The sequence below is a fragment of the Pseudoduganella aquatica genome (assembly GCF_020865585.1).
Classification (GTDB): Bacteria; Pseudomonadota; Gammaproteobacteria; order Burkholderiales; family Burkholderiaceae_D; genus Rugamonas; species Rugamonas aquatica_A.
This window is the reverse complement of record NZ_CP086370.1, coordinates 3321607-3343469: the sequence shown is the minus strand read 5'-3', so window position 1 is coordinate 3343469 and position 21863 is coordinate 3321607. Positions and strand designations below refer to the sequence as shown.

Here is a 21863-nt window from a genome sequence, read left to right as displayed (position 1 = left end):
TCCGATGAAGACCCAAAACAACCACACGATGAACCTGGTGCTGCAAGGCCTGGGCGATTGCATGCCGCGCCTGGAGCGCATTGCGGCCCTGACCGCGCCGCAGCGCGTGGTGCGCATTTCCGACACCGCCATTCGCTGCGAAGGCATCACCTACTCGGTGGCGCTGCGCCAGACCATCGAAGTGGCGGCCCACGCGGCCCAGCTGGACGCCACCTATATGATGGGTGTGCACAAGCTGGACGAATTCAAGCTGGTGGCCATGGATATGGACTCCACCCTCATCACCATCGAATGCATCGACGAAATCGCCGACATGCAGGGGCTCAAGCCGCAGGTATCGGAGATCACCGAAGCGGCCATGCGCGGCGAGCTCGATTTCTCGGCCAGCCTGCGCAAGCGCGTGGCGCTGCTCAAGGGCCTGGACGCGTCCGCGCTCGAGCGCGTGTACACCGAGCGCCTGCAGCTGTCGCCGGGCGCCGAGGCCATGCTGGCCGCCGTCCAGCGCGCAGGGCTCAAAACGCTGCTGGTATCGGGCGGCTTCACCTTCTTCACGTCGCGCCTGAAAGAGCGCCTGGGCCTGGACTACACGCTAGCCAACGAACTGGAAATCGTGGACGGCAAGCTGACCGGCGAAGTGCTGGGCGAGATCGTGGACGCGGAAGTGAAGAAGCGCACCGTGGAAGAATGCTGCGCCAAGCTGGGCATCAGCACCGGCGAAGCCATCGTGATGGGCGACGGCGCCAACGACCTGAAGATGATGGGTGTCGCCGGCATGTCGGTCGCCTTCCGCGCCAAGCCGGTGGTGCGCGAGCAAGCCAGCGTAGCCCTGAACTTCGTCGGCCTGGACGGCATCCTCAACCTGCTGGCCTAAGCTGCCAGGGCTTGGCCTTGCAGCAGTAGCGACCGGATTTGACCAAGCACAATACGGCTTCACATTGGGCAAACTACCATGGCCTCCTCACATACAGGAGGCCGAATGCATTTAGCCCCAGCTATCAAATGAATGATACAGGCCTTATGCGCGCTGCGGCGTTCGCCGTTGCATGGACAGGCCTCAGTGCGGTTCATGCGGAGGGCATAGTGTGCCCTCAGACCATCATGGTCACATCCTCGGCCCCGACTGTTCGAGAGTGGCAGCCGGCCGGCGGAAGACATGAGCATACGCTGGAAAATGCGCAGATTTTTTCCGGTCATCCCAGCGAAGAGGCCGCGCTCGTGCCTGACGAGGCTTCCAGCAAAACCACACTGACGGCAAGGTGGCAGCTGCCACCGGAAGCCCAGCAGGGTTATTGGATAAGCTGCAGCTACAGAGACACAGCCCTCACCATGGTCCGCAAGCTGGACCGAAAATATTCCACCTGCATGATCCGCTACAAGCGCAACAAAGGTCCGCCGCCAGGGCGCCTGCAAACAATCGAGTGCTCCTGACACAGGCAGCATGCGCTCGGGCGGCGAAAGCTAGGCCGCCCGGGCGCATAGGCAGGTCTTAGAACTTGTAGGTCGCGCCCACGAAGTAGCGGCGGCCGGACCAGGCCATCTCGTTGCGGCGCGAGGTGGAGCCGGAGTTCAGGTACTGCGCTTCATCCGACAAGTTCTTGCCCTCGAAAGAGATGGTCAGATTGTCGTTCACGCGGTACTGGATCTTCGCGTCCAGGAAGCCCACCGCTTCGCCGTACACCGGCAGCGACGCGTTGGCGTCCACCGAACCGGTGTAGTAGGCGTCGCGGTAGTTGTAGGCCAGGCGCGCGTTCCACTGTCCCCTGTCGTACCAGATGCCCACGTTGTAGCTGTTGCGCGACATGCCCGGATACGGCAGCACCGTGTTGTCCAGTGGATTGAGCAGCTCCTTGCCAGGCGCGTAGGCGAAGGACATGCGGGTGTAGTTGGCGTCCAGCCCCAGCCCGCCCAGCACGCCGGGCAGCATGGTCAGCGCGGTGCGGCCGGCCAGCTCCCAGCCCTTGGTCACCGCGCCTTCGCTGTTGATCGACGTCTTCAGATCCCACAGCCTGCCGTCGCCGAACACGTCCTGGTTCGGCAGCACCACGTCGTTCTGGATGTAGCTGGCGATGTCCTTGCGGAAGAAGGCCAGCGACAGCTGCGAGTCGCGCGATGGATACCATTCCACGCTGAGGTCCTTGTTGGTGGCGCGGAACGGCTTCAGGTTGACGTTGCCGCCGGTGCAGTCGTCCGCGCTGCCGTCGCCGCCGAATTGCGACTGGCCGCTGTTGGCGATGCAGTTGACGGTCGGCGTCAGGCGGTCGATGAAGGGACGCGACATCACCTTGCCCCAGCCCAGGCGCGCCACCAGCGTGTCCGGCACCAGCCAGCCGGCCAGGTTGAAGCTCGGCAGCACGTCGTTGTACTTGTTGTTGACGGTGACGATGTCGTTCTTCAGCACGGTCTCCACGCGCGCGCCGCTGGACGGATTGAGCGTGTAGATGCGGTAGGAACGCAAGCCGGTGGCGTTGGTTTCCGTGCCCGCGTAGCGCACGCCCACGTTGCCGTCCCAGGCCACGCCGAACAGCTCATGCTCGAAGTCGGCCCGCAGGTAGAAGGCCTTGATGCGCTCGGAGACGGCGAACTGCGGCGGCATCTTGTACATCTTGCCATCGCTGCCGATGGATTCGCGCAGCAGGTCATGGTTGTAGCGGCTCAGGTCGAAGAACTGCGCCGAGTTGGCGAAGCTGGGCGCCATCCAGCCGGTGGGATAGCCGCTCAAGCCGTCGTAGCCGTTGAGGAAGGTGCCCGGCGTGTTGGTGCGGATGGCGTCCACCAGCGTGGCCATCTGCGGCGCGGTCACATAGCGCGTGGTGTTGTTGGCCGTGAGCCCGCTGCCCGGAATGATGGCGCCGCCGTTGCGCAGCACGCCGCTGGTGTTGAGCGGGTCGAAGATAATCTCGTGGGTCACTTCCGGACTGCGCACGATGATGTCGTCCGCCGTGCTGTTTGGATCGGCGCCCGCGCTGGCCATATAGCCGGTCCAGCGGTACTGCTCGGAGGTGGACTTGCGGCCCTGGCCGCCGAAGTGCAGCATGGTCAGGATAGGCAGGTCGGGACGATACTTCAGGTCCAGCTTGACCTGGTCTTCGGTATTGTCGGTGAACGAAGGCTGGTAATTCGAGCGGATGCGGGTGTAGCTGCTGCTCTTGTTCGGGTCGAAGTTGGCCGGGAAGACGAATTTCGGCAAGCCCTGTTCGTCGAACTTCACCTGCAGGCCGGGGATGTTCGCGTCCAGCACGATGTTGTTGGTGTGCAGCTCATAGAAGGAGCTGGTCTTGGCCACCAGGCCCTCGGCGGACCACGCGCCTTTTTTGTAGTTGAAGCCGGCCGACTTGTAGTCCGAGTTGATGTTCAACGCAAAGTCGCGCGCGGCGGTATTGAAGTTGTAAGACGCGCCCTCGCCCGGCACGTTGACGCAGCTACCAGCGGTGAAGCCCGTCATCACGTGGTTGGTGAAGCTCATACCCGGCGGCGTGACGCCGGTGGGTGGTTCGGCGCAGGACGCGGCGGGCGTGCCCAGCGGCGCGCCGTTGGCGCCATACACCGGCGCCACGCCACTATTGGAAAAGCGCTTGATGGCGCCGAAGTCGGTCACATAGTTGCGGTCGTTGAGCTTCTGCTTCTGGTCGTTCTTGTTGTAGCGTGCCCACACGTTCAGGTCCTTGTCCACCTTGTACTGCGCGGTCAGCTCGGCGCTGGAGCGCTCATGGTCGCGGGTCCAGATGCCGTAGCGCGGCACGCCGGGCGAGTAATCGAACCACTGGCTGTCGCAGGCGGTGCGGTCGGCTGCCGTGCCCAGGGCGGCGCAGCCAGCTTTCGAGCCGACGGCGGCGGCGCGCGGGTTCAGGCTGGTGTTGGTTTTTTCCGGCGACTGGTCCCAGTCGCGGAAATAGCGCCAGTTGCTGTTGCGGACATAGTCGTTCTGCGTGAACACCTTGTCGTACACCAGGTTGGCCATCAGGCCCAGGCGGCCATCCAGGAACTTGTCGGCCCACAGCAGGCTGCCGCGCGGCTGCGCGCCGCCGCGGTTGGTGCTGCGCTCGCCTTCCAGCTTCACCACCATCGTGCGCTTCTTGAAGTCCAGCGGCATATTGGTCTTGATGCTCACCGTGCCGCCGATGCCGCCCTCGGTCTGGTCGGCCGTTACGCCTTTGAACACGTCGATGGACTTGATCAGCTCGGCCGGCAGCTCGCGCAGCTCCGCGCCGCGGCCCGCCGTGCCGTTGGTGCTCAGCACCGACAGGCCGTTGATCTCGATCCGGTTCAAGTTCGCCTCGACGCCACGGATATTGACCTGCGAACCCTCGCCGAAGTCGCGGGACAGCTGCACGCCGGTTACGCGCGACAGAGCCTCACCCACGTTTTTGTCGGGGAATTCGCCGATGTCTTCCGCCACGATGGAATCGACCACGGTGCTGGCGTTCTTCTTGCGGTCGATGGCGCTGGCCACCGACTGGCGCGTGCCGGACACAATGACGACGCTGCCGCTAGCCGCCGGCGCCTCCTGGGCGTAGGCCGCAGGCGCCGCCAGCAGCGCCAGCGCACTGGCCACTGCGGCCGCACACGCGGTAGGCCGGATAAGTTGATGGGTAATGCTATTCGATGCCATGCCTAGGTCTCCTCATATTTGTTGTAGTGGACTAGCAAGGTGAAATACGCCTTACAAAATCGATAATAGGCGTAAACGTTTAACTGGAATTGTCAACAATGTGACTAATTGCGGCAGGCGGCTCGCCCGGCTGGCGGCAAGCGGTATGTCAAAAAGATGAAAAATTCGCTACACTGGCGATATCAACTTTGCAAGGAGCAAGCATGGCAAGCGACATCGTTTTGGACAACCGGCTGGAATCGGCCAAGAACACCGCCTGGTGGCTCTACCTGCTGCACGGCGTGGCATTTGTATTCTCAGTCGGCACGCTGTCGCTGCTGGTGCTGATCATCAACTATGTGCAGCGGCCGTCCACCGAAGGGACTTTTGTTTACAGCCACCACAACTGGCAGATACGCACCTTCTGGTGGTATCTGGTCTGGTTCGTGGTCGGCATCATCTTCGCCGCCACCTTCATCGGACTGGTGGTTGCAGTGCCGATCTGGGTCATCGCCTGGCTGTGGTCCGCCTACCGCCTGATACGCGGCATCAAAGACCTGAACGAGAACCGGCCCATGCCGGACTGACATGACGGCAGCGGGGGAGATCCTGGCGCACAACCGCCAGTTCAGGGACAGCAACCGGGACGACCTGGAGTTCAAGATAGCGAGCATGCGCAAGGATGTGTATCCCTTCTTCCGCGCCACCGCCCACCTGTTCTACCGCGACATGGCCGCCCTGCCCTCGTCGCCCTACACCAACGCGCAAACAGCTCGCTGCTGGCTGGTGGGCGACGCCCACCCGGCCAACTTCGGCTCCATGCGCGACGCCGGCGGCGGCCAGGTCTTCGCAGTCAGCGACTTCGACGAAGCCTATCCCGGCCAATACCTGTGGGACCTGCGGCGGCTCGCCGTCGGCCTGCTGCTGGCCCCCTACGCCGCCGCGCTGGCGCTGGACGAGCGGCGGGCCGCCATCGCAGCCATGGCAACGGCCTACCTGGCCTGCATGGAGCAGTTCCAGAGCCCCGGCGCCGCACAGGCATTCCGGCTCAGCGAAGACAACACCAGCGGCATCGTTCAAAAGACCATCAAGAAAGGCGCCAAGGGCGAACGCGGCGAACTGCTGGCCAAATTCCAGGACAAGAACACCGGCGCGCTAAGCCAAGCCAAAATCGACGAGGTTGTCGCCGCCATGCCCGGCTACGTCGCCGGCATCGCGCCATCCCTGCGCAAGCCCGCCGGGTTTTACGAAGTGTTGGACGTGGGCCAGCGCTTCGGCGCCGGCATGGGCAGCCTCGGCAAACTGCGCTACTACGCGCTGCTGCGCGGCGGAGCCGACGGACAGGTGCTGCTCGAACTGAAGCAAGCCATCGCCAGCGCCGTCGCGCAAGCCAGCCCCGGCGAGCTGCCGGAAGCAGCCGGCGGCGGCCACGAAGGCCGGCGCATCGCCCTGGCGCAACAAGCCATGCTGCCCGGCGCCGACGAGCTCGCGGGCTACGCCACCATCGGCGGCCTGCCCTTCTACGTGCACGAAAAAGCGCCCACCGATAAGGACTTCAAATTCGAAGACATCGCCACCGCAGCCGAGCTGAACAAAGCCGCAGCCAGCCTCGGCATGGCACTCGCCTCCGCCCACGCCCTGGCCGGCCAGAACCTCGCCAGCCCGCTGGCCACGGCCGATATCGCCGGACAGATCCACCGCGCCGTCAGCAGCCTGAGCGGTTTCCTCGCCGAGTTGACCGGCTTTGCGGACAGCTACGCCGCCAAGGCCAGGCAGGACTGGCAGGACTTCGACGCGGCAGTGGCGCGGGGCGAGCCCATGTACTGAGCGGTAGCTTGATTTTCATCTAAACGCGCGCTGCCGGTGCGTCCTACCATGGAAGTTCTCGTGGAACCGGGAGGCGACATGAAACACGCAGCCGCAATGCTCTGCGCCGCGCTGGCAACCAGCGGCGCGCGAGCCCAGAAAGAAGAAATCGTGTGCCCGCCCGCCATCCTGGCGTCCACCACCGTCACCACCGCCGAAGGCTGGGAACCGGTGGGCGGCGCCGCCGAATACAAGCTCGAGCACGCCCAGCTCTTCTCAGGCCATCCCAGCGACTCCGTGCAAGTCACGCCGGACGAGAGTTCCAAGGGCAAAAACCTGATCACGCAGTGGCGCATCCGGCACGAGCAAGCCCCGGAATTCTGGATCGGCTGCGCCTACCGCGACACCACCGTCGTCCTCGCCCGCAAACTCGACACCCACGTGTCCCGCTGCGTGGCCCGCTATGACCAGAGCGACGGCCCGCCGCCGGGGCATCTGCAGTCGCTGACGTGCTCTTGAGGCGGCTTGCTCCGCGCTGCGCGGGACTTAAACTGCCAGCGTAGCCTTAGATAAGGAGAGCGAAATGAGCCGGACTGCCTCATCTCCCATGCTGCTCAGCGATGAGCAGCGAGCCGCCATCGTCCAGCTAGCCGCTGACGCGGGCCTGTCCAACGAAGAATTCCTGTTCCGCGCATCGCTGTCCCTGCTTCCCGAGCGCAGCCGGCGGTCGCTCAAGGACCTGCTGGACAGGGCTATACAAAGTATCGAAAGCACGTGCGCTGCTATCGATGAAACGGTTGCATTTGTAGAAGCGTCAGAGCAGCGCATGGCCGCACGTGACGCCGGTACGCAGGGATCTCAATGAAGGGCGGTTTCAAATACCAAGCGCAACACTGGGTTAATTAACAGTGTCAGTTGAATGTTGTAGCAGTTCGATGTGTTGAGTATAAACGACGAGTGGCGATTCGTAATTGAGCCTTGCTCTGGGGCGCGTATTGAGCGATAAGGCGATGGCGTCGAGCTCGTCCTGCGAGTAGATCGACAGGTCGGACCCCTTCGGCATGTATTGGCGCAGCAGCCCATTGGTGTTCTCGTTCGAGCCGCGCTGCCAAGGGCTGTGCGGGTCGGCGAAATAGATCTGGACACCGGTGCGCGCGGTAAGGATTTTATGGCCGTGCATCTCGCGGCCCTGGTCGTAAGTCATGGTCTTGCGCATCGCCGCCGGCTCGCGGTTGAGCACAGCGGAGAAGCTGTCGATGACCGCCTTGGTGGTGGCGTTGTCCATCTTGGCGAGCACCACAAAGCCGGTCGTGCGTTCGACCAGCGTGCCGACCGACGAGCGGTTGGCGGCGCCTTTGATGAGGTCGCCCTCCCAGTGGCCAGGGATGAGCCTGTCCTCAACCTCTGCTGGACGGATATGGATGCTTTGCATATCCGGGATTTGGCCGCGCCGGTCAGTGCCCCGGCTGCGGGGTTTGCGGACTTGATTGTGGTGGCGCAGACAGGCGATCAACTCGCGCTTGAGTTCACCGCGCGGATGCACGTAGATGGCGTTGTAGATAGTCTCGTGGGACACGGTCGCGGTAGGGTCGTCTGGCCAAAGGGCCTTGAGTTTGCGCGCTATTTGCTGCGGTGACCAGAAAAGATTCAGGTGATGCCGGACCACCTGGAATAACACGCCGTCCGGATGCAGTTTCGGCAGGCGGCGTGGCAGCACGCGCCGGGCTTGACACTGCGCATGGGCGGCGTCGGCGTCATAGACTCCGACGCCGCTGGTGCGCTTGAGTTCGCGGCTGATCGTGCTGGCAGAACGACAAAGGCGTTTAGCAATGGATCGGGTGGAGCACTGGTCGTCGCGCATGGTCATGACGACAGCGCGCTCCTGGGTTGTCAAATGTTTGTAGATTCTCGCCATGGCGGCACCTTACAGCAAAAGGTGTTGCACTTGGTCTTTGAGAACACCCCTTTAAGCATTTCTCAATTGGCACTGCAGCGCCGGCCGCTCCTGCAACGCCGCCGCCATTATGCCGAAACTGAACGTTTCGTCATTTCCTGTTGATGAAATTTGCCAAAAGGTGTGCGCCCGTAAAAGTCAGGACACCCAATATCAACGGAAATTTAATTGAAAATTCACTCCGAAAATGAATTTAAAACTATCGGATTTAAATGGTTGATATTGGCCTCACAAAAGCCGCAAGATCTATAAACAAATTTCTCAGGGACACGAAGACTTCCAGCAACTCTTCCAAATCTTGAGGTAAGGGTGTAGGGAAATAGTCCACAAAGTTTGGATTAAAGTCTTTCATTGAGTAACAATACAAACTGTGCATAGTTGACGCGTATTCGTCGATACGAAAATTTGCATATATAGAGCCTGTCGATTTTAAGACAAATCTTAGAGAACATCCCTCTGGAATATCTAACACATCATAGACGTTTCCAGGTGGTGGGCATTTTTTTAAATTAATAATTCCAACGGAGGATTTTAATAGCTCTTTTGATGTTGGGCGAGATTTGGCCGACCCACGAGTGTAACTATACGTATCGCAGAGGCTTAGATATTTCTCACAGAAAATCGCTCTAGCATCAGAAAACATTTTTGAATTTTTATCCATTAAGAAATACCGTCAAGAAAATAATTGGAGCACAATCCGCAGCCTTTTTAAGATATCGTGCTCCTCGGCCGCGATTCAATCGCTCATGAGTATCTACAACGGTCATGGCGTTTCAATGAATATTGGGTGTTCTCAAAGACCAAGTGCAACACCTTTTGCTGTAAGGTGCCGCCATGGCGAGAATCTACAAACATTTGACAACCCAGGAGCGCGCTGTCGTCATGACCATGCGCGACGACCAGTGCTCCACCCGATCCATTGCTAAACGCCTTTGTCGTTCTGCCAGCACGATCAGCCGCGAACTCAAGCGCACCAGCGGCGTCGGAGTCTATGACGCCGACGCCGCCCATGCGCAGTGTCAAGCCCGGCGCGTGCTGCCACGCCGCCTGCCGAAACTGCATCCGGACGGCGTGTTATTCCAGGTGGTCCGGCATCACCTGAATCTTTTCTGGTCACCGCAGCAAATAGCGCGCAAACTCAAGGCCCTTTGGCCAGACGACCCTACCGCGACCGTGTCCCACGAGACTATCTACAACGCCATCTACGTGCATCCGCGCGGTGAACTCAAGCGCGAGTTGATCGCCTGTCTGCGCCACCACAATCAAGTCCGCAAACCCCGCAGCCGGGGCACTGACCGGCGCGGCCAAATCCCGGATATGCAAAGCATCCATATCCGTCCAGCAGAGGTTGAGGACAGGCTCATCCCTGGCCACTGGGAGGGCGACCTCATCAAAGGCGCCGCCAACCGCTCGTCGGTCGGCACGCTGGTCGAACGCACGACCGGCTTTGTGGTGCTCGCCAAGATGGACAACGCCACCACCAAGGCGGTCATCGACAGCTTCTCCGCTGTGCTCAACCGCGAGCCGGCGGCGATGCGCAAGACCATGACTTACGACCAGGGCCGCGAGATGCACGGCCATAAAATCCTTACCGCGCGCACCGGTGTCCAGATCTATTTCGCCGACCCGCACAGCCCTTGGCAGCGCGGCTCGAACGAGAACACCAATGGGCTGCTGCGCCAATACATGCCGAAGGGGTCCGACCTGTCGATCTACTCGCAGGACGAGCTCGACGCCATCGCCTTATCGCTCAATACGCGCCCCAGAGCAAGGCTCAATTACGAATCGCCACTCGTCGTTTATACTCAACACATCGAACTGCTACAACATTCAACTGACACTGTTAATTAACCCAGTGTTGCGCTTGGTATTTGAAACCGCCTTGCATATCGTAGGCCATCAAACTTGAACAACACATCTGACAAGCGTCCGGCTGTTCCGCTAAATATTTTCAGGTCCCGAAATGCATTGCTCTTTGAGTTCAACAAAACTACGCCTTGGCCACCGCTGTCCAGCACAACTCGGTAGTGAGTCTTCTCATTTCTCAATACCCAGATTTTTGCAGTTGATGCCCCCCACGCGCAGCCATCCGCTGTCTTTGCGATCCAGTCCAGTTTCCGGCCGCGGCCATCCAAGTCCACCGTGCTTCCGACAAACTGACCTTGCGCACAGTCTTTGTACTCTGTCTTGCTAACATGAGCGCGCAAAGCCTTCATTACGGCTGGTGGTACCAGGCGCAACTTGTCGTCCTCAATGCCGAAACCCTCTTCAGCATGAGCCGGATGAAGTCCGGCACACACAGCAAGCGATGCCACAACAACAGGAAGGTGAAGGTATCTAGCCATTAAACCCATAGCGGTCCGTTGCGCTAGCGGGCGCAATCAGGAAATTTGGGTTTCACGTTTGCTATTACCGTACATTGCTTGACGTTAGGGGGAAGGTTTGTGAGAGCCCTTGATTCACCAACCTTGAGAGAAAATTCAGTAACGAATTCGTGAATGCATTGCAGCACGGGATGGTCATTCTTGATGGCACCCTGGTTGCACTCAGAGGAATACAAGAGGAATGCACACTCGCCGGACGGGCTGCTATCGCATCGAAGCGTCATACTGTTTGTCTTCAAAATCGGCGCTTCCATTTGAGCGAAGACCGAGGTGCAGCCAAGAGCAGCAGCCAGCGATACCAATATGGCGCTTACGTAAGGAGTTACCTTCATTTCTTCCTTCAATAAAAACATGACATAGTGCACGATGGCAACGCTGACCTATAATTTACCTCAAAGCATGCTCGTGAAAATGCGCGCTTTGTCACCAGCCACTTGCAATCTTCTGCTGCGACAGCGCTCCTACAATTCCGGCGCAGGCAAAACGGCCGTGCTCCACGGCGCAAGCAGCCGCCAGCCGAGACTCATGTAAAGGCCTCGGCCTTCCTCGGTGGCGACCAGCAGGCGCTCAGTCACATTTGCTTGCCTGGCTATCGCTTCCAGATGCTGCATGACCACCGTACCCAGGCCACGGCGGCGATGGAATTCGGAGGTGATGATCTGATCGAATACGCCGCAGCCTTTGTCCGTGGTTATGCGGCCTGAGGCGGCTACTTCGCCATCCGCGTGCATGACGCGCACGAGCTTGGCGCCGTATTCCGCCGACTCTTCGATCACATAGCCGGGTGGGAGTTCTGCATGCTTGGTCATCGTCTCGGGTCCCAGCATCAGGTAGCCCGGGTCTTCCACGACCCAGCGGGACGGCAGTGCAGCGCGCAGGACGGCGGGATCGACCGGCGCCTTCAGGTAGATGAGAGGGGCATGTATTTTGTCGGCACATGCCTGCAGCGCAGGTCCGGCGTCGAGGAAAACATGGCGGCGCAATTGGAGTGGCATGCCAACTTCGACGCTCAAGCCACCATTTTCCCTGACGGGCAGCGGCACGCCACGGGACAGGCTCCAGCCAGTCAGCCAGCGTTCCAGCAAGGGCAAATCGATCTCGTTCATTCTCGGTTCTTTCTGTTAGAAGAGTTCATCAAGCTGCTCGAAGAATTCACGCTTGGCAGGAGCGTCGTGCAAGCCCAGGCCGAGCAGCAGTTGCGCGGCTGCGTGCTCGGAGACATCCTCGCGCAGGTTGCGGTGGGCGAAGGCGATGTCCATCCAGCGGTCGGCCAGCCCTCCCCGGCCAAAGTCGATGAAGTGCAATTGATCGTGCTGATCGACGAAGACATTGCTGTCGCCCAGGTCGCCGTGGGCGAAGACGAGGTCCTCTTGGGGGACGGTGGCGTGCTGGCGCGCCACGAGATCCTGAGGCGTGGCGAGGCCGGACCATGGCGTGAGGTCGTAGTCCTCGTCGATGAGGCCTTTGCCGAGCAGGTAGTCCAGTTCGCGCAAACGGAACTGCGCGCCGGCGTCGAATGGGCAGCCGGCGGCGGACACCGACTGCACCTGGCCCAGCGCTTCAAGGAACAGTTCGAGCACGGGCTGCCCGGCCTGCACGCGCGCGGACAGCGGCACGCCGGGCACGGCGCGCGTGATCATGTATTCGTGCGTATCGCTGCTGGCGGTGAGTACCACTTCGGGCACGTTCAGCCGCCCGGAAAGCCAGCCTAGGATGGCGGCTTCGCGCTGAACGCTGTAGGTGGTGGGCGCGTACACGGCCGGGGATGCCTTCAGGTAGAACAGCTCCTTGCCACGCTTGAAGCTATGCACCTGGCACGGCGATTCGCCAACCTTATCGCGCCGCAGCGCGGCGTTCCCGATAAAACCGGCAATCGCTGGCGGCCGCATGCGCTTACAGCTTGCCGAGCGCCTGCTCGATGTCGGCGATCAGGTCGTCCGGATCTTCCAGGCCAATGTTGAAGCGGACCAGGATGCCTTTTCCGTGCTGCCAGTCCTGGCGCATGGCCTGGATGCGGTATGGCACCGCCAGGCTGTTGGCGCCGCCCCAGCTGTAGCCGATGCCGAACAGCTTCAGCTCGTCGACAAAGCGGTCGGTCTGCGCTTCGGTGTAGCGCTCGTCGAACAGCACCGAGAACAGGCCGCCCGCCCCGCTGAAGTCGCGCTTCCAAATGTCGTGGCCTGGGCAGTCTTCCAGCGCCGGATGCAGCACCTTGGTGATTTCGGGACGCGCCTTCAGCCACGCCGCCACTTTGCGCGCGCCCCTGTCGTGCGCTTCGAAGCGCAGCTTCATGGTCGGCAGGCCGCGCAGCACCAGGTAGGTGTCGTCCGCGCCCACGCCCATGCCCAGGCGCATGTGCGCCTGCGAGATGCGGTCGTGCACCGCGCGGTCGCGCGTGATGACGGCCCCCATCAACACGTCCGAGCCGCCGGACTGGTATTTGGTCAGCGCCTGCATCACCACGTCCACGCCCAGCTCGAAGCCGCGCAGCGCCAGGCCGGCGGCCCAGGTGTTGTCCAGCGCGACCAGCGCGCCCTTCTCGTGCGCGGCCTTGCAGATGGCCGGCAGGTCCGGCACTTCCATCGACACCGAACCCGGCGCCTCGGTCCACACCAGTTTGGTGTTGGGCTGGATCAGCGCGGCGATGCCGGCGCCGATCAGCGGATCGTAATAGCGCGCGCTGACGCCGAAGTCGGCCAGCCAGCGTCCCAGCTCGCGGTTAGGGTTGTAGACGTTATCCGGCAGCAGCACGTCGTCGCCGCTTTTCAGCAGCGCGAAGTCGACCATGGCGATGGCCGCCAGCCCGCTCGGCGCCAGCAGGCAATGCAGGCCGCCTTCGATTTCTGCCAACCGCGCTTCCAGCGTAAACGTGGTGGGCGTGCCGTGCAGGCCGTAGGTATAGGCGTTCTTCTCGCGCCACTCGCCCGAGCGCAGGGCGGCAACGTTCTTGAACAGCACGGTCGATGCGTGGTGGATGGCGGTCGGGAAGGCTGCGAAGCCGGACGGCGCTTCATAGTCGGTGTGGATCAGGGCGGTCTGCTGGGATTTTGGATTCGTCATGGCTCTTGAATGAAAAAAGGCGGACCGCCTGTGCGCGTCCGCCTTCGATTTTACAGCAGTGGAATAATTACGCCTCGCCCCACAGGTCATGCGCGTCGGCGCGGGTGATTTCCACGTCGAAGAATTCGCCCACTTTCAGTTTCTTGTGCGGCTCGTATGGCTTCTTCACGTAGACCACGCCGTCGATCTCGGGCGCGTCCGCAGCGGAACGGCCGACCGCGCCGCTCGGGGTCAGCTCGTCGATCAGCACGCGCACGGTCTTGCCGACCTTGGCCTGCAGGCGCTTGCGCGAGATTTCCTCTTGCAGCAGCATCACGCGGCCGCGGCGCTCTTCGCGCACTTCTTCCGGCACCGGGTTGGCGATCTCGTTGGCGGTCGCGCCTTCCACCGGCGAATAGGCGAAGCAGCCCAGGCGGTCGATCTGGGCTTCTTTCAGGAAGTCCAGCAGGTATTCGAATTCGGCTTCGGTCTCGCCTGGGAAGCCGGCGATGAAGGTGGAGCGGATGGTCAGGTCCGGATTCATGGCGCGCCAGCCCAGGATGCGGTCCAGGTTCTTCTCGCCGCTGGCCGGACGCTTCATGCGCTTCAGCACATCCGGATGCGCGTGCTGCATCGGGATGTCCAGGTAAGGCAGCACATTACCGCCGCTCATCAGCGGGATGATCTGGTCGACGTGCGGGTATGGGTAGACGTAGTGCAGGCGGATCCAGGCGCCGTAGGACTTGGCCAGCTCGCCCAGCGCTTCGGTCAGCTGCGTCATGTGGGTTTTGATCGGGCGGCCGTTCCAGAAGCCGGAGCGGAATTTCACGTCCACGCCATAAGCCGAGGTGTCCTGCGAAATGACCAGCAGTTCCTTCACGCCGGACTTGAACAGGTTCTCCGCTTCCAGCATCAGCTCGCCGATTGGACGCGACACCAGGTCGCCGCGCATGGACGGGATGATGCAGAAGCTGCAGCGGTGGTTGCAGCCTTCGGAAATTTTCAGGTAGGCGTAGTGCTTGGGCGTGAGCTTCACGCCTTGCGGCGGCAGCAGGTCGATGAAAGGCTCGTGCGGCTTGGGCAGGTGGAAGTGCACCGAGGCCATCACTTCACCCAGCGCGTGCGGACCGGTCACGGCCAGCACTTTCGGGTGGATGGTCTTGATCATGTCGTTGCCGTCGCCGTCCTTCTTGGCGCCCAGGCAGCCGGTCACGATGACTTTGCCGTTCTCGGCCAGCGCCTCGCCGATGGCGTCCAGCGATTCCTGCACGGCGGCGTCGATGAAGCCGCAGGTGTTGACGATCACCAGGTCCGCGCCGTCGTAGGACTTGGCGGTCTCGTAACCCTCGGCGCGCAGCTGGGTCAGGATTTGTTCGGAGTCAACCAGCGCTTTCGGGCAGCCGAGCGAAACGAATCCGACTTTGGGAGCGGTGCCGGCGGGTGCCGCTGCGGTTGCAGCCTTGGGAATACGGGAGATTTCTTGCATGGTAGTGGGAAGCGATCAATGTTCAAGCCAATCGGCCATTATACCCTATGCGGGCGCAGGCAAGATGTTTCCAAAATGCACTTCACTTATGTATAATTGCCTTAAGTAAAAGATTCCATCCCAGAGGCACTCTTGCTCAGCTTACACACCAGCCAGGCCAATCTGGCCGCACTGAACGCCACCACGGCCACGCAGAGGCAGATGGCCGTCAGCGCGACGCGGCTGGCCACCGGCTACCGCATCAACTCGGCCATGGACGACGCGGCCGGGCTGCAGATCGCCACGCGCCTGAAGGCGCAAAGCAGCGGCATGAAGGTGGCGATGCGCAACATCCAGAACAGCATTTCGCAGCTGCAGTCGGTGGAAACGCTGTACGAGGGCATAGGCAACAACCTGCAGCGCATGCTGGACCTGGCCACGCAGGCGGCCGACGGCAGCTATAGCGAGAGCGACCGTGCAGCCATGCAGGCCGAATACGACGGCCTGGCCAAGGACAACAGCCGCGCCATCTGGCACGAGACGGTGTTCGGCGAGAGCGGCCTGTTCCCGGGCGGCACCTTCACCGACTTCGACCGCTCCTTCCAGATCGGTTCCGACGCCAGCGAACGCTTCATTTTCCAGTTCGACGACGCCTACGAAGACGCCTTCCAGCCCCTGACGAAGACTTCGGTCTTCAACGCCGGCAACATCGCCGCCCTGCCCGTGCTGGGCGATGAGCTGCTTGGCGGCAATGCCGGCGACACGATAGACAAAGTCAACGCCGCAATCGACGGCGTCGCGGCCGGCCGCTCCATCTTCGGCTCGGTATCCAACCGGCTGGAGCATGCTTACGCCAACCTGCAGAACATCAGCCTGAACACCACGCGCGCCGAAGGCCGCTTCATGGACGCCGACTTCGCCCAGGAAACAGCGGTCATGACGGCCAGCCAGATGCTGATGCAAAGCGGCACCGCCATGCTCAAGCAAAGCAGCAGCGTCAGCAGCCTGATCATCTCCCTGCTCCAGTAATCTTCCGTACGGAAACGCAAAAAAAGGGGTCAGGGTTAATTTTCCGCTCGCGGAAAATTAACCCTGACCCCTTTTTCGGTGGGGAAAGCGCGTTACTTTTTGTCGGTGGGCGGGACCGGCATGACGAAGGGGAAGGCGCCGAACAGGTTTTTGCTCTGGTTCTGCATCTGCTCCTGCATCTGCACGAACAGGCTCTTGCTCTGGTCGATATAGTTATTCATCATGCCTTGCATCATCGGGCCTTGCACGTTCATGAACTGGGTCCACATTTCCGGGCTGAACGGTTTGCCGTCCAGCGAGGCGCCGGTGAATTTGCGCTGGATGTCGGTGAAGGCTTCCACGTTCTTTTCCAGGTAGGAACCCATCATGCCCTGCATGGCGTGGCCGTAGTAACGGATGATCTGCGCCAGCACGCTGGTGGAGAACATCGGCACGCCGCTGGCCTCCTCTTCCAGGATGATTTGCAGCAGGATGCTGCGGGTCAGGTCTTCATTCGACTTGGCGTCGACCACCGTGAATTCTTCGTTGTCCAGCACCAGCTGCTTGACGTCGGTTAAGGTGATGTAGGAGCTGGTCTGCGTGTCATACAGCCGGCGATTGGGATATTTCTTGATCAAGCGTTCCGCATTTTTTTTTGCACTACTCATCACAAGTCCACGTATTGCGCCGCAGCGCGTTAATCCGAAAAAAAAGCGAACCAGGTTCGCTTTTTCACAAGCCTTATAGTCCTATTATAGAGTGAAAAAAACTCATCAGCACGTTCTGGCTTATAACTTTCGTGTTTTATTGCAACGCAACCAAGACGCTAGTCGGCTTTCATTTTTACGTAGCGGCCTGGAGCCGGCTCGATAGGCTGGTATGTGGCGTTGCCGGGCTGGGTGGGCGCTTTGATGTCCTTGCCGCCATGCTCGGCCAGGAACCTGGCCCATTCCGGCCACCAGCTGCCCGCGTGCTCGGCCGCGCCCTGCAGCCAGGTGTCGGCGTCGGCGCGCTTGGCCTTGGCGGTCTTGGGCGTGGCTTCGTCATTGATCCAGTAGCTGCGTTTTTTCTTCGAGGCCGGATTGATCACGCCGGCGATGTGGCCGGACGCGCCCAGCACGAAGCGGTTGGCCTTGGGCTTTTTCGGGTTCAGGATGTTCAGCGAGCTGTAGGCCGAGGTCCAGGGCACGATGTGGTCTTCGCGCGAGGCATAGATGAAGGCCGGGGCGTCGATGGCGGACAGGTCGATCTTTTCGCCCGCCACGGTGAGCTTGCCGGGCTCCTTCAGGCTGTTTTCCAGGTAGGTGTTGCGCAGATACCAGCAGAACATGGGGCCGGGCAGATTGGTGCTGTCCGAGTTCCAGTACAGCAGGTCGAACGGCACCGGTTCGTTGCCTTTCAGGTAGTTGGACTGCACATAGTTCCACACCAGGTCGTTCGGACGCAGGCTGGAGAAGGTGGTGGCCAGGTCGCGGCCCGGCATCAGGCCGCCCGCCTTGAGCGACTGCTCGCGCAGCGCCACCTGGGTTTCGTCGACGAAGACGTTGAGCACGCCGGTGTCGCTGAAGTCCAGGAAGGTGGTCAGCAGGGTCAGGCTGGCGGCGGGCTGCTCGCCGCGCGCGGCCAGCACGGCCAGCGCGGTGCTGACCAGAGTGCCGCCCACGCAAAAGCCGAAGGCGTTGACCTTGTCCTGGCCGCTGATGTCGCGCACCAGGCCGATGGCGTTGATCACGCCGCGCTCGACGTAGTCGTCCCAGCTCACCTGAGCCATGGACTGGTCCGGATTGCGCCAGGACACCAGGAACACGGTATTGCCCTGCTCCACCGCGTAGCGCACCACGGAGTTTTCCGGCTGCAGGTCGAGAATGTAGAATTTGTTGATGCATGGCGGCACCATCAGCAGCGGCCGCTCGTGCACTTTGGCGGTGGCCGGCGTGTACTGGATCAGCTGGAACAAATCGTTCTCGTAGATCACATGGCCCGGCGTGAGCGCCAGGTTGCGGCCCACTTCAAAGGCGGACTCGTCCGACAGCGAGATATGGCCCTTCTGCATGTCGCCCAGCATATTGGCCAGGCCCTTGGTCAGGCTTTCGCCCTTGCTTTCCACCAGCTTTTGCTGGGCTTCCGGGTTGGTGGCCAGGAAGTTGGCGGGCGACATGGCGTCCACTACCTGCTGCACGGCGAAGCGGATTTTCTGCTTCTGTTGCGGCGCGGCGTCGATGGCGTCGGCCATGGCGGTCAAGAATTTGGCGTTAAGCAGGTATGATGCGGCATTGAATGCGGTCACCGGGTTGCTTTGCCAGGCGCTCGAGGAGAAACGGCGGTCGCTCAGCGACGGCGCCTTGCCGGACAGGACTTCCTGCCACAGCGCGCCGAATTGCTGGAGGTACTCGTTTTTCAGCTGCTCGATCGTGTCAGGCTTGATGGTGGCGCCCGCATCGCGCAGGATGGCGCCGATGGGGTGGGACTGGACGTCCGGCACCATGTTGAACCAGGATTGCCATTGGGCCGGGTCGCTGAATTGCGAGGTCCAGGAGGTGGCAAAGGCTTGAGGATCGGGCAATTTCATGTTTAGTCCATAAAAAGAGTTTTTTACCGAGACTGCTTATGCTGATTGTCGCTGTTGCTTGGATCTACGTGGTGGTGCTGATGGCATTCACCGAACCTACCGTGGTTGCCGGAATTATGACGTTTTTGCTGTATTGCGTGTTGCCTTTGGGAATACTATTCTATTTAACAGGATCGGGCCGGCGCAAGCGCGCCCGCGCCGCCCGTGCAGCCGCCGAGCGGCCACCCGAAGCCTAAGGCCTTCCGGCCGCACATCATTTGATCCAGATCAAAGTGGCTTGCCGCCCGGTCACGCCGTCGCGGCGGTAGGAGTAGAAACGGCCGGAATTCGACACCGTGCAGTATTCCCCGCCCGCAACCCGCAGCACGCCGTCGCGCCGCAATATGGCGCGCGCCAGCGCGTACATGTCCGCCAGGTATTTGCCCGGTTTGATCTCGATAGGCACGATGGCGGCCTGCACCAGGGCTTCCGCCGCCGCGTCGCCGGACGCGCGCGCCTGCTTCAGGAACGCCTGCAGCACGTCGTTGCCGACTTCAAAGCGCACCGGGCCGATGGCCACACCCAGCCAGGCCATGATCTCCCCCGCCCCCGCCTCGCGCATCGCGCGCGTGGTTTCCTGCAGCACGCCGTCGGCCAGGCCGCGCCAGCCGGCGTGGGCCGCGCCCACCACCGTGCCGGCGGTGTCGCAGAACAGCACCGGCAGGCAGTCGGCCGTGAGGATAGCGCAAACCGTGTTCGGCACGCGCGCGATACTGGCGTCGGCCGTCGGCACCTGGCCGGGACGGACCTTGTCCGCGTCCGCCACGGCCACGCCATGGACCTGGTTCAGCCAGACCGGCTCGTCCGGCAGCTCGGCCGCCAACGTGGCGCGGTTTTGCGCCACGTTGTGCGGCTGGTCGCCGACATGGATACCAAGGTTGAGGCCGCCTCCACCCTGGCCGTCGTCATAGGGCGCGGGGCTGACGCCGCCGCGCCGCGTGGTGGCCAGCACGCCGATATTCGGCGGCAGGCCCGGCCAGTCGGGAACCAGCCATTGCGGGGAGCCTCGGGGTGCTGTCATCAGTCGTCGTCACCGTAGTCGAAGTCGTCTTCCTGGTAGTCGTCCTCGATGTCGCCGCCCACGTCGCCCAGGCCGGGGTTATGGATGCCGACCTGCTCCAGCAGCGCCGCGAAGTCGTCCGCCAGCGGCACGCGCCATTCGCAGTCCTCGCCGGTGGCCGGATGGATCAGGCCCAGGCGGCGCGCCTGCAGCGCCTGGCGCGGGAAGAAGTGGGTCAGGTGGGCCTTGCCGTACACATAGTCGCCGACCAGCGGGAAGCCAAGGTGGGCCATGTGGACGCGAATCTGGTGGGTGCGGCCGGTGGACAAACGGCACTGCACCATGCTCACCGGACGGCCTTCCAGCACGCCGGACTCGATGCGCTCGTAGTGCGTGATGGCAGGCTTGGCGCCCAGGCCGGTGGACACGGCCATCTTCACGCGGTCTTTCTGGTGTCGGCCCATGGGGGCGTTGATGGTGCCGCCGGACTGCGGCGTGCCCCATACCAGGCACCAGTATTCGCGCTTCACGCTGCGCGCCTGCAGCTGGCGCACCAGGTCGGTCTGCGCGGCCAGGGTCTTGCCGACCACCATCAGGCCGCTGGTGTCCTTGTCCAGGCGGTGCACGATGCCGGCGCGCGGCACGCCCATCAGCTGCGGGCAGTGGTGCAGCAGGCCGTTGAGCAGCGTGCCGCTCCAGTTGCCGTTGCCGGGGTGGACCACCAGGCCGGCGGCCTTGTTGACCACGATCAGGTGCTCGTCCTCGTAGACGATGTCCAGTTCCATCGGCTCGGGCTTGAAGGCCTCGGTTTCCTGGTCCGGCTGCGGCAGGATGACGACCTTCTCGTCGCCATACACGGTGGCCTTGGTTTTCGATGGCTTGCCGTCCACGGTAACGAAGCCGCCTTCGATCCACATCTGCAGGCGGCCGCGCGAAAACTGGGGCACCAGCTTGGAGATCACTTTATCCAGGCGTTCGCCGCACGCTTCGGGGCTCAATTCGAGTACGATAGGGGCCAGCGCGTCGCTGGCCTCGTCTTCGCCCAGGAAGTCCGCATCAAAGTCGGCGTCTATTTCGTTATTATCGTTATTAGTTAAAATCACAGCATTCCCATCGGCTATAATCAGCCAGTTGTACATATCTTGGTTAAACGTTCTTGCAAAACAACATGCAAAAAAAATTATCGGTAAGCGCGGCAAAAACAGCAGCAACCGCAGCAACTTTCTTAGTGCTCAGCCTCTCCGGCTGCAGCTTGCTGCCGGAAAAGGCAGATGAAACCAAAGGCTGGTCCGCTACGAAATTATACTCGGAGGCCAAGGAGGAATTGGCCGGCGGGCACTACGAGCGTGCAATTCAGTTATTTGAGAAGCTGGAAGCGAGCTATCCGTTCGGCACTTACGCGGTGCAGGCGCAGATGGAAATCGCCTACGCCAACTACAAGGCCCAGGATCAAGCCCAGGCGCTGGCGGCCGTGGAACGCTTCATCAAGCTGCACCCCAATCATGCCAACGTAGACTATATGTACTATCTGCGCGGCCTGATCAGCTTCAACGATCAGATCGGCTTCCTGAACTTCATCTACGAACAGGATCCCACCGAGCGCGACCCGAAAGCCACCCGCGAAGCCTTCGCAGCGTTCAAAGCGCTGGTCGACAAGTTCCCGGACAGCCAGTATACGCCGGATGCCATCGACCGGATGAAGTATCTGATTAACGCGATGGCTTCCTATGAAGTGCATGTGGCGCGCTACTACTACCGCCGCGGCGCCTACCTGGCCTCCGTGAACCGCGCCATGGGCGTGATCAGCGACTACCGCGACTCGCCTTCCATCGAGGAAGCGCTGTTCATCATGATTCGCGGCTACGAAAAAATGGGCAACGTGCAAATGCACGATGACGCCCTGCGCGTGTTCAAGAAGAACTACCCGAACAGCAAGTTCCTCGACGAAGGCGTGAAAAAAGAGCGCCAGTGGTGGAAACTCTGGGGCTAAGCGCTTGGCGGGTTAGGCGGA

General features: G+C 61.5%; 20 protein-coding genes. 10 read left to right on the top strand and 10 right to left on the bottom strand.

All coding sequences use genetic code 11. From position 1 onward, the window contains the following. Positions 1-4 precede the first annotated feature (4 nt). Positions 5-871: a phosphoserine phosphatase SerB gene (gene serB / locus KT882_RS14970; protein ID WP_228896462.1), complete on the top strand. Its 867-nt coding sequence runs from the start codon at positions 5-7 to the stop codon at positions 869-871. A gap of 128 nt (positions 872-999) precedes the next feature. After that, the gene (locus KT882_RS14965) at positions 1000-1428 is read left to right on the top strand and encodes an STY0301 family protein (protein WP_321170362.1); all 429 of its coding nucleotides are present in this window, start codon (positions 1000-1002) and stop codon (positions 1426-1428) included. Between the two features lie 58 nt (positions 1429-1486). Here the strand turns inward: KT882_RS14965 and KT882_RS14960 are convergent, their stop codons facing one another. Next, positions 1487-4609 (bottom strand): TonB-dependent receptor, encoded by a 3123-nt coding sequence (locus KT882_RS14960; protein ID WP_228896460.1) that lies wholly within the window; start codon positions 4607-4609, stop codon positions 1487-1489. A 203-nt stretch (positions 4610-4812) separates the two neighbouring features. Between KT882_RS14960 and KT882_RS14955 the strand changes: the two genes are divergently transcribed. The 4 genes from KT882_RS14955 (at position 4813) to KT882_RS14940 (ending at position 7259) form a co-directional block, all read left to right on the top strand. Then, the gene (locus KT882_RS14955) at positions 4813-5175 is read left to right on the top strand and encodes a DUF4870 family protein (RefSeq protein ID WP_228896458.1); all 363 of its coding nucleotides are present in this window, start codon (positions 4813-4815) and stop codon (positions 5173-5175) included. Position 5176: 1 nt separating this feature from the next. Further along, positions 5177-6415: a DUF2252 family protein gene (locus KT882_RS14950; RefSeq protein WP_228896457.1), complete on the top strand. Its 1239-nt coding sequence runs from the start codon at positions 5177-5179 to the stop codon at positions 6413-6415. A 78-nt stretch (positions 6416-6493) separates the two neighbouring features. Beyond that, the gene (locus tag KT882_RS14945) at positions 6494-6913 is read left to right on the top strand and encodes an STY0301 family protein (protein ID WP_228896455.1); all 420 of its coding nucleotides are present in this window, start codon (positions 6494-6496) and stop codon (positions 6911-6913) included. 64 nt (positions 6914-6977) lie between these two features. Beyond that, complete coding sequence (locus KT882_RS14940) at positions 6978-7259, top strand: hypothetical protein (RefSeq protein WP_228896453.1); 282 nt, start codon at positions 6978-6980, stop codon at positions 7257-7259. A gap of 33 nt (positions 7260-7292) precedes the next feature. On the opposite strand, the gene KT882_RS14935 is transcribed toward KT882_RS14940, so the two are convergent. After that, positions 7293-8309 carry an IS30 family transposase gene (locus KT882_RS14935; RefSeq protein ID WP_267478617.1) on the bottom strand — a complete coding sequence of 339 codons (1017 nt, stop codon included), beginning with the start codon at positions 8307-8309 and terminating at the stop codon, positions 7293-7295. Positions 8310-9182: 873 nt separating this feature from the next. On the opposite strand from KT882_RS14935, the gene KT882_RS14930 reads away from it, so the two are divergent. Further along, positions 9183-10199 (top strand): IS30 family transposase, encoded by a 1017-nt coding sequence (locus tag KT882_RS14930; RefSeq protein WP_267478617.1) that lies wholly within the window; start codon positions 9183-9185, stop codon positions 10197-10199. 994 nt (positions 10200-11193) lie between these two features. On the opposite strand, the gene KT882_RS14925 is transcribed toward KT882_RS14930, so the two are convergent. The 4 genes from KT882_RS14925 to rimO form a co-directional block, all read right to left on the bottom strand. Then, positions 11194-11838, bottom strand: coding sequence for a GNAT family N-acetyltransferase (locus tag KT882_RS14925; RefSeq protein WP_228896451.1), 645 nt, complete (start codon positions 11836-11838; stop codon positions 11194-11196). A 15-nt stretch (positions 11839-11853) separates the two neighbouring features. Next, positions 11854-12621, bottom strand: a complete 768-nt coding sequence (locus KT882_RS14920) for an APH(3') family aminoglycoside O-phosphotransferase (protein ID WP_228896449.1) — start codon at positions 12619-12621, stop codon at positions 11854-11856. A 4-nt stretch (positions 12622-12625) separates the two neighbouring features. Beyond that, positions 12626-13792 (bottom strand): cystathionine beta-lyase, encoded by a 1167-nt coding sequence (locus KT882_RS14915; protein WP_161072220.1) that lies wholly within the window; start codon positions 13790-13792, stop codon positions 12626-12628. 67 nt (positions 13793-13859) lie between these two features. After that, positions 13860-15257, bottom strand: a complete 1398-nt coding sequence (rimO, locus tag KT882_RS14910; RefSeq protein WP_187358684.1) for a 30S ribosomal protein S12 methylthiotransferase RimO — start codon at positions 15255-15257, stop codon at positions 13860-13862. 132 nt (positions 15258-15389) lie between these two features. On the opposite strand from rimO, the gene KT882_RS14905 reads away from it, so the two are divergent. After that, positions 15390-16265 (top strand): flagellin N-terminal helical domain-containing protein, encoded by an 876-nt coding sequence (locus KT882_RS14905; RefSeq protein WP_228896447.1) that lies wholly within the window; start codon positions 15390-15392, stop codon positions 16263-16265. 92 nt (positions 16266-16357) lie between these two features. Here the strand turns inward: KT882_RS14905 and phaR are convergent, their stop codons facing one another. Together phaR and phaC are read right to left on the bottom strand one after the other, a co-directional pair. Continuing rightward, the gene (gene phaR, locus KT882_RS14900; protein ID WP_228896446.1) at positions 16358-16912 is read right to left on the bottom strand and encodes a polyhydroxyalkanoate synthesis repressor PhaR; all 555 of its coding nucleotides are present in this window, start codon (positions 16910-16912) and stop codon (positions 16358-16360) included. Between the two features lie 158 nt (positions 16913-17070). Beyond that, positions 17071-18813 (bottom strand): class I poly(R)-hydroxyalkanoic acid synthase, encoded by a 1743-nt coding sequence (gene phaC / locus KT882_RS14895; RefSeq protein WP_228896443.1) that lies wholly within the window; start codon positions 18811-18813, stop codon positions 17071-17073. A gap of 38 nt (positions 18814-18851) precedes the next feature. Here phaC and KT882_RS14890 point away from each other — a divergent pair, with 38 nt between their 5' ends. Further along, on the top strand, positions 18852-19049 hold the full coding sequence (locus KT882_RS14890; protein WP_161072224.1) for a hypothetical protein: 198 nt from the start codon (positions 18852-18854) through the stop codon (positions 19047-19049). Positions 19050-19066: 17 nt separating this feature from the next. Here KT882_RS14890 and pgeF read toward each other — a convergent pair whose 3' ends face one another. Together pgeF and KT882_RS14880 are read right to left on the bottom strand one after the other, a co-directional pair. Further along, complete coding sequence (gene pgeF / locus KT882_RS14885; protein WP_161072225.1) at positions 19067-19873, bottom strand: peptidoglycan editing factor PgeF; 807 nt, start codon at positions 19871-19873, stop codon at positions 19067-19069. Continuing rightward, positions 19873-20952, bottom strand: a complete 1080-nt coding sequence (locus tag KT882_RS14880; RefSeq protein ID WP_371869351.1) for an RluA family pseudouridine synthase — start codon at positions 20950-20952, stop codon at positions 19873-19875. The genes pgeF and KT882_RS14880 overlap by 1 nt, the downstream gene beginning before the upstream one ends. A gap of 68 nt (positions 20953-21020) precedes the next feature. Here KT882_RS14880 and KT882_RS14875 point away from each other — a divergent pair, with 68 nt between their 5' ends. Next, complete coding sequence (locus tag KT882_RS14875; protein ID WP_161072346.1) at positions 21021-21842, top strand: outer membrane protein assembly factor BamD; 822 nt, start codon at positions 21021-21023, stop codon at positions 21840-21842. Positions 21843-21863 lie beyond the last annotated feature (21 nt).